Here is a 7,500-nt window from a genome sequence, read left to right on the forward strand (position 1 = left end):
TATTCATTTTTTATTGTCACAAGCAAGTATTGCATATAATTATATCATAGTCTTGATAATGATTTAGGATTGCTATAGAAGCTAATCCCGATGTAATTATTTTCATGCCTTGCGGCTTTGATTTAAGCCGCACTCGCAGCGAAGCAATGCAGATAACTAAATACGCAGAATGGCATAATTTGCAAGCAGTAAAAACGGGGAAAGTTTACATAACTGACGGCAATTCTTACTTTAATCGACCGGGGCCGAGATTGGTTGATTCGTTAGAAATTTTAGCAGAAATTCTCCATCCCGAAATCTTCGATTTTGGCTACCGGGGTAAGGGTTGGCAGCCATTTTTGCCAGTCCCCACAGCTAGCTAAAGCTTTATCAATCAATACCAATTCTGAATTGCCTGCCATAGAAATAAGGACACAACATTGTTATGTCCTTACTTCGCCTTCATTTAACCGAATCTGACATCAATTGATGCAACAACGGCTATTTTTACATTCCATCAGGCGGCATCAACACCTTGTCAATTACGTGAATAACGCCGTTGCTAGCTTTGATATCAGCTTTCACAACATTAGCGCCACTGACAGTAACTTTGCCTGCGTTAACTCCCACCTTCAGCGAGCTGCCTTCAACACTTTTCACATCGCCGGATTTCAGGCTAGTAGATACAACCGAACCAGGAACAACGTGGTAAGTTAAGATCTTTGTAAGTAGGGCTTTGTTTTCCGGTTTGAGCAAATTCTCCACAGTTCCTTCTGGCAAAGCAGCAAATGCCGCATCAGTCGGAGCAAAAACAGTGAAAGGGCCTTTTCCTTGTAAAGTTGTCACCAAACCTGCAGCTCCCAAAGCCTTCGTCAACGTCTCAAATTGAGCGTCGCCTGATGCAATAGCGACAATATCCTTCGCCTGAGCCATTGGTGCGGGTGAAGCAGTGGTTTTTACGTTTCCTGCAACTTGTGAAGTTTGAGTTGCATTAGCAACATTGGTGCTGGAGGTGATGTGAGCCCAAGCCGGGAAACCAATCAACGCGCTAGCGCCGATTATTCCTGCGAAACCTGTCAGTTGTTTCATCCAGCTAGGTAAATTTTGATTTTTCATTGCGCTTGCATTTCCTTATGAGATAAAACAGTGAACATGAATTGTTATGTTAGCCAAATCTCGACAAAAGGCAAGGTTGCCAGAGGCTAAGATAGCAAGAAAATTCTCTTGCATCCCCGATCGAACAAAACTTCCTTAATATAACGCAACCTAAGAAATCTGGCATCAACCGCTAAATCTGTAACTCAAAACCTCAATCACCGAACCAGTTTGGGGTAAGTCACTAGATTTGATCGAAATCGTGTCATTATTCACTCGGCGCACCGGTGTACCATCCATCAGCGCCAAGAATTCATCTAGCGGCACCAAATCGCACGCAGCAGCATCGGCGGCTTGGGTTTTGAAATGTGTCGGAATCACCATCTTTGGTTTAAGAAGTTGCAAAGTTTGCTTCGCTTCCGCCGGAGTGTAAGCTTTCGGCCCGCCGCCCACGGGAATCAGCACTACATCGGGCCGCCCGATCAAGATTTGTTCTTCAATGCCGATCGGGCCAGCAACTCCGCCCAAGTGTAAAATCTTAACGCCCGCTTGCTGCCACAGCCAAGCCACATTGACCCCAAATCGCCTTCCTCCCTCACGGTCTTTTTCCGTCCGAATCCCTTGAATCTGCAGCCCGTTAGACTTGTAAGACCCAGGTTCGTACAAAAGGCCGGGATTGCCAGCAAATCCGTCGATCGCACCTTCATCGAGCAACCGACTGCTAATCAGAATCAAATCTGTTGGCACTTTAGGAGAACGATAGCCTGCGGTACAGCCTAGGGGGCGAAAAGGATTCACCAGCACCCTCGCACCGCCTCCGGCGAACAAGAAGCAAGTGTGGCCCAACCACTGAATCGACAAAGAATCAGCAGTTTGAGCTTGATAGCTTTCCCATCCAGATGGCAAACCAGTGAAGAAAGCTGCTAGCAAACCCGTCTGTGCGTAACGTATTAATTGTCGCCGTTTCATCTTGTGGTTGCGGTTGTCGGGTGTTGGTCGTTTGTTGTTATACCACAAAACACAGTCAGTCGATTTTAGATTTTAGATTTTAGATTTTAGATTTACTTGCAGCATTGAATCTGGAATCTCGAACAGGAGTCTAAAATTTGGGGTTCACCACGACAGGAGTGGGGGGCTTGTATCCTTTTTGAGGCGGTTCAGGTGCGAAAATGTGTACCCTACTCTCACCGTAAGGTGGTATGAGAGCGAACCCTACAAATTCAGAGAAATTTAACTAAAGTCTTTCTAAGAAATTTCGCAATAATTGCTTTCCCGAAGTCGTCAAAATACTTTCCGGGTGAAACTGTACACCTTCAATGTGCGGATATTCCCGGTGTCGCACTCCCATAATAGTTCCGTCTTCAACCCAAGCCGTAATTTCTAAAACTTCTGGACAAGTCTGCTTTTCAATTACTAAACTGTGATAGCGAGTTGCAATCATCGGCGATTCCACGCCCTGAAAAACTCCGACTCCTGCGTGTTCTACCTCTGAAGTTTTGCCGTGCATCAACACGGGTGCAGAAACAATTTTGCCGCCGAATACTTGACCGATACTTTGATGTCCGAGGCACACGCCTAAAATTGGTAGAGTCGGGCCTAATTCTTTGATTAATTCCAGAGAAACTCCCGCATCTTCCGGCCGCCCCGGCCCTGGAGAAATCACTACTGCTGCCGGCTGCAATCGGCGAATTTCTGCTAAGGAAATTTGGTCGTTGCGGTAGACTTGCACTTCGCTGGCTACAGGCAACTCAGCACCGAGTTCTCCTAGATACTGTACCAAATTGTATGTAAAACTGTCGTAGTTATCGATGACTATAATCACGGGTTAAGTTAGATTTTAGGTTTTAGATTTTAGATTTTAGGTTAACTCGCTCCCTGAAAGCAAGGGTTTCAAGATTTTAGATAGATGCTGAAGATAAAAATAGCTGCAATATAGACGAATAAAACTAAAAATCTCAAATTGGTCATCTAAAACCTAAAATTTTCTGGGCCCAATAAGTTACTGACGGGCGATCGCAATTTGAACGACTGCCCACAAAGGAGGCAGCAGAAGTGCAGCACCGACTATGATCGCAGCCATTGCCGATACTAGAACTGCTCCGGCAGCGCAGTCTTTGGCAATTCTGGCTAGTTCGTGATAAGATTGCCCGACTGTCAAGTCTACCACCGATTCGATCGCCGTATTCAACAGTTCCATTGCTAAAACTATGCCAATGGTGACGCCGATCACAGATATTTCTACAGGTTTCAGTTGCAAAAATAGGCCGAGTCCGATCGCCAAAGTGCCTATAACTGTGTGAATCCGAAAATTGCGCTGAGTTGAAAAAGCATAACTCAGACCCCCCCAAGCGTATCTAAAACTCGTAGCTAAGCTAGATGCGATTTTCCAGGACAGCTCTCGGTTGTATTTCAAGGCTTTTTTCGGCTCCTGGACTGTCTGGCTAGAAGAGTCTTGAGGCATGGGCAGAAACTGTGCGATTTGTGATGAAATTGAGGGTCTATCTAGTGCCATAAAGAACCAACTTTAATTTACAGAGATGAATGAAAGCTAAACTTTTCAAATTAACTTCATCAAGTCTAGGTAACTTTTCTAAGTTTTTACTAAAGTTTTGGTTTAATTTCAGAAAGTTATGTTGGGCTTGACATGATTTTTTAAATCAACATCAACTTCAGTTATGCTGTTTGGATCGCAAGACCGATCGCCCGCAGCAATGTTTCTTGTTGATCGAGCATTTGAGTCAGACTTTCTTCATCCGGGTGATCCCAGCCCAAAAGATGCAGAAAACCGTGGGCTGCGAGCCAAGCTAGTTCGGTCTTCAGGGGATGTCCTTGCTGCTGGGCTTGTCGGTTAGCTGTATCGATCGATATGACGATATCACCCAAGTATAAGGGTTCAGATGACTGCATCTCCTCTAGCTGAGGACAGTCTACCTCTAAAGATGCGAAAGCTAGTACATCGGTTGGTCGATCGAGCTGGCGGTACTGGAGGTTGAGGGCTTGCATATCGGGATCGGCGGTTAAACGCAGACTGACTTCGTAGCCCGGAGCGACTGGCACATAATCTTCCTGGTTTTCCAGCCAAACGCTAAACCAATTTTCCCAGGTTTCGGCTGAAATCTCCCCGCTGGCTCTACTCTCAGGGAGGTTGGAAGCGTCGGCTGACTGCTGGGCGAGCCCGTAACAGTCTTCGACGTTCACCTCAATTAACATTTTTTTGCTCTCCTGTCAAGGGATATATTCTATTTTTTTACAAATTCCAATTGCGCGATCGAACGGCAGGGGATTTTGCTGTTGCTGGCAAGATACAGTAATCTGTTAGAGATTGCAACAGGCAGGCAAAACAATCAGCTTAACTCCCGATTAAGAAATATCAAAAAGATCAGCAGAAATTAGAGGCTGATTGTTGGAATCTTTGATTAAGAATTGAAATAGCGATCGAGAAAAGCCAAACCGACGAGTACGCCTAAAAGTCCTGCGGCTGTCAAGGCAAAATGAAACAGAGAAGTCGCCCGCTTACGAACCATGTTCCGCATCGCCAGCTTGACATAACTCGGTGGAGGTGCAGTGTTTGTCGGCGCTGTCTGGGTTTCGGCGGACTCTTCGGAGGCGGGAATTGCTGAGGGAGGTTGACTCATAGTGGTTAGTTTAGAAGGTTAACAGAGGGGCTGCTGAGAACAGACTCGCCCCGATGTTAACAAATATGTAACGTTTTGTGTAGGTGTTTTGAGTTTTTCGATCGCCCCGGGCCCATTAAAGGGGGATTATACCAACAGATTAATGTGCGATCGGGCTGATTATCAATTCGATATTTTATTTTTATCTTCAGATACACGAGGATAAATTTAATCCCGATCCGTGTTCATCAGCGCTTTAACAAAAATTTTTAAATTGTCAAGACGCACAATCAAGCGACACTCATTTGAGTTAACTCAAATGAGTGTCACCAGAAAAAGCGACTGTTAACCAACCGCGACTGGCAGTTATTCATAGATATAGCCACGGAAAAACAGAAACAAAATTTTCCGGCTAAATAACCCAAGCTAAAAGTTAAATTACTCGCACAAAAACATGGAAGTTTCCACCTTTGAAATCCTCACCGCACCGATCGCACCTGTGATGGGCATCCCTCCACAACTCATCCCAGTGGCTCGTCGAATCGTTCAGGGATATTTTCTCACCATCTCCAATCTCGAAGCGATCGACTTGCGATATCGGATTGAGTTTACCATCAGCTTACCCGTGCCGGCAGATCCTAATAAAATCTTGCTCAACAACGCTTTCTTAGTTGTTGACGTTGAAGGCACTAACATCGAGGTACCTCTGACTCAGCAACCTGGGAAACCGAAGGTATATCGCGCATTTTTCACAATACCCGCTCACAAAACTGCATCTGTTCAATTGTTGCCCATTCTGCCAAAAACTCTGACTCCAGGTTTGTTGGAAGTGCGCGGCTATGTCTCGCTATTTGTGCCAGCGCGCTCCATCTTTCCAAAGCCTCAACCCCAAAGCAAGAAACCAGTCAAGGTGTTATTGAATCCCGAAATTCGCGGTACTTTCTTGCCAAACGATTTCCCATCACCAACTTCAACTTTACCAGACTTCGATCAAATTAATTACACTTTAGCGATCGCCAGTGGAAAAGGCTTGAACGAGATTACCCCTGAACCAGGTAAACCAATTATCATCGATTTACCAATTGTTGGCCCAATTTTGGAAGAGTTACGCAACGGTAATTTGGACTTGGCTACTTTGGAATCAGACAATTCAGAAAAAGCTCAACTGCTAGTGCAACTGCTGGCCCAACTCGATGCCAATGATGTCAATTTGAAAGAGCTAAATACAGTGATGGATAAATTTGATATTCCTGTCAGAATGTCTCGCGGCTAGAACTGTTAAAGGGTAAGTAACTGTAGGGTGGGCATGGCCCACCTTACGTTTGATTACGTTTAATTAAGCCTACGTATACACTCACTGAGCTTTATTCAAATGTCGAACTCATTTAAATTTCAGCCTGTTTCTTTTAGTTGGGTGGCTGTTCATCCGCAGCCAAAAGGTGTTGTTCAATTTATTGGTGGATCTTTTTTTGGTAGTTTGCCAACTTTGTTTTATCGATATTTCTTACAGCAGTTGTTTGAAGAAGGTTATACCGTAGTTGCTTTGCCATTCCGATTTACTTTTCGTCACTGGCCGATCGCTATTGGGTTATTAAAAGAGCAGGAGGTACTGAGAACAGAACTGACCGAGATTGCTCAAAGATTAGGCTATGAAAGCGAAATTTATCAAGAACCATCGAGTTATTTTTGGGTTGGTCACAGTCTGGGATGCAAGTATATTGCTCTTTTAGAATTTTTAAGCGACGATCGGTATCCAAATATTGTGGAGAAATTCTGCGATCGCCCTGACTACGAACGGATTCAAAGGTTAATCGAAAATCTGGGCATCGACAGACCTTCAATTAAAGACCAGCCGTCCTTATTAATTGCTCCTGATATCAGCAATACAGAGAGCGCTATTCCAGTGCGATCGCTAGCAAAACTGTTAGACAAATTCCGCTTAGGAGTGCTACCAACCCGAGAACAAACTCAATGCTTTATTGCTAATAGTTCTCTGTTTAATTTGACGGCAATAATTTCTTTCGAGCGAGATGATATTGCTGGTTCTACCAGTGATATCAAGAAAAGTCCAGAACAACAAAAAAACAGCGATGTACTTTGGCTCCTACAACAGCTAAGTAATAGAAAATTGCCTTTATTGAGCCAGGAAATAGAAGGCAAACATTTAGAGCCGATTGGTATCAAAATCGGTTATTATATTGTTGACCTCAATCCTTGGGATAAATTCATCAAACCTCTGAAAAGCCGATTTCTTGAATATTGGTCTGTTCATTTTTTGGATGCTTTGAAAAAGCGGTTAGGCGCTTAAATATTGTATAAACTACCAACTCAGCCTCAATTTCCAGCCACCTGTTGAAGCGCAGCAATAATTTTCCTCACTGTTTCCGCGTCGGGCGATCGCAAATGCTGCAAAATGTCCAAAGATTGGTGTAAATAATTCAAGGCTTTGTCAAAATCTCCCTCCTTTGCTAACCACTGTCCTAACATTGCGAAAGTATGAGCTTTCCCTTGAATATCGTCAATCTTTTCCTTAAGATCGAAAGATTGTTGATAAAATGCGATCGCCTTGGCTATTTCCCCTTGATTAGCATAAATGTCTGCTAGATTGTGCAAAGTCGCAGCTTTCCCTTGAACATCGCCCATCTTTTCCTTAAATTCGAGAGATTGTTGATAAAATGCGATCGCCTTGGCTACTTCCCCTTGATTGGCATAAATTCCTGCTAGTTGGTGCAAAGTAAGCTGTCAAACATCTAAACTGCATTAACTAAGTTACCTTTATTTTTTACTTTTCGGTTCCATTTTATAATTAGTT

The 7,500-nt window shown here is 43.9% G+C and carries 9 protein-coding genes and 1 pseudogene; 3 read left to right on the plus strand and 7 right to left on the minus strand.

The genetic code is table 11. From position 1 onward, the window contains the following. Positions 1 to 74: 74 nt before the first annotated feature. Positions 75 to 362, plus strand: a pseudogene (locus tag QUA36_RS30235) (ABC transporter substrate-binding protein); the annotation flags it as partial. A gap of 124 nt (positions 363 to 486) precedes the next feature. Here the strand turns inward: QUA36_RS30235 and QUA36_RS30240 are convergent. The 6 genes from QUA36_RS30240 to QUA36_RS30265 all read right to left on the minus strand — a co-directional run bounded on the left by QUA36_RS30240 (position 487) and on the right by QUA36_RS30265 (position 4,709). Continuing rightward, entirely contained in the window at positions 487 to 1,095 is a 609-nt protein-coding gene (locus tag QUA36_RS30240) for a fasciclin domain-containing protein (RefSeq protein ID WP_333372482.1), read from the minus strand. A gap of 165 nt (positions 1,096 to 1,260) precedes the next feature. Continuing rightward, positions 1,261 to 2,043: an MBL fold metallo-hydrolase gene (locus QUA36_RS30245; protein ID WP_333372480.1), complete on the minus strand. Its 783-nt coding sequence runs from the start codon at positions 2,041 to 2,043 to the stop codon at positions 1,261 to 1,263. A 265-nt stretch (positions 2,044 to 2,308) separates the two neighbouring features. After that, positions 2,309 to 2,896: an aminodeoxychorismate/anthranilate synthase component II gene (locus QUA36_RS30250; protein WP_333460044.1), complete on the minus strand. Its 588-nt coding sequence runs from the start codon at positions 2,894 to 2,896 to the stop codon at positions 2,309 to 2,311. A 177-nt stretch (positions 2,897 to 3,073) separates the two neighbouring features. After that, positions 3,074 to 3,586: a diacylglycerol kinase family protein gene (locus QUA36_RS30255; protein WP_333453216.1), complete on the minus strand. Its 513-nt coding sequence runs from the start codon at positions 3,584 to 3,586 to the stop codon at positions 3,074 to 3,076. A gap of 161 nt (positions 3,587 to 3,747) precedes the next feature. Then, positions 3,748 to 4,284 carry an rRNA maturation RNase YbeY gene (ybeY, locus tag QUA36_RS30260; protein ID WP_333460045.1) on the minus strand — a complete coding sequence of 179 codons (537 nt, stop codon included), beginning with the start codon at positions 4,282 to 4,284 and terminating at the stop codon, positions 3,748 to 3,750. Positions 4,285 to 4,490: 206 nt separating this feature from the next. Beyond that, complete coding sequence (locus QUA36_RS30265) at positions 4,491 to 4,709, minus strand: DUF3285 domain-containing protein (RefSeq protein WP_333062727.1); 219 nt, start codon at positions 4,707 to 4,709, stop codon at positions 4,491 to 4,493. Positions 4,710 to 5,142: 433 nt separating this feature from the next. Between QUA36_RS30265 and QUA36_RS30270 the strand changes: the two genes are divergently transcribed. Further along, the gene (locus QUA36_RS30270; RefSeq protein ID WP_333453220.1) at positions 5,143 to 5,961 is read left to right on the plus strand and encodes a hypothetical protein; all 819 of its coding nucleotides are present in this window, start codon (positions 5,143 to 5,145) and stop codon (positions 5,959 to 5,961) included. A gap of 99 nt (positions 5,962 to 6,060) precedes the next feature. Continuing rightward, positions 6,061 to 6,996, plus strand: a complete 936-nt coding sequence (locus QUA36_RS30275) for a DUF1350 family protein (RefSeq protein WP_333460046.1) — start codon at positions 6,061 to 6,063, stop codon at positions 6,994 to 6,996. 26 nt (positions 6,997 to 7,022) lie between these two features. Here QUA36_RS30275 and QUA36_RS30280 read toward each other — a convergent pair whose 3' ends face one another. Further along, the gene (locus QUA36_RS30280) at positions 7,023 to 7,421 is read right to left on the minus strand and encodes a tetratricopeptide repeat protein (RefSeq protein WP_333460047.1); all 399 of its coding nucleotides are present in this window, start codon (positions 7,419 to 7,421) and stop codon (positions 7,023 to 7,025) included. Between the last annotated feature and the right edge of the window lie 79 nt (positions 7,422 to 7,500).

This window comes from Microcoleus sp. Pol10D4, from assembly GCF_036701555.1.
Classification (GTDB): Bacteria; Cyanobacteriota; Cyanobacteriia; order Cyanobacteriales; family Microcoleaceae; genus Microcoleus.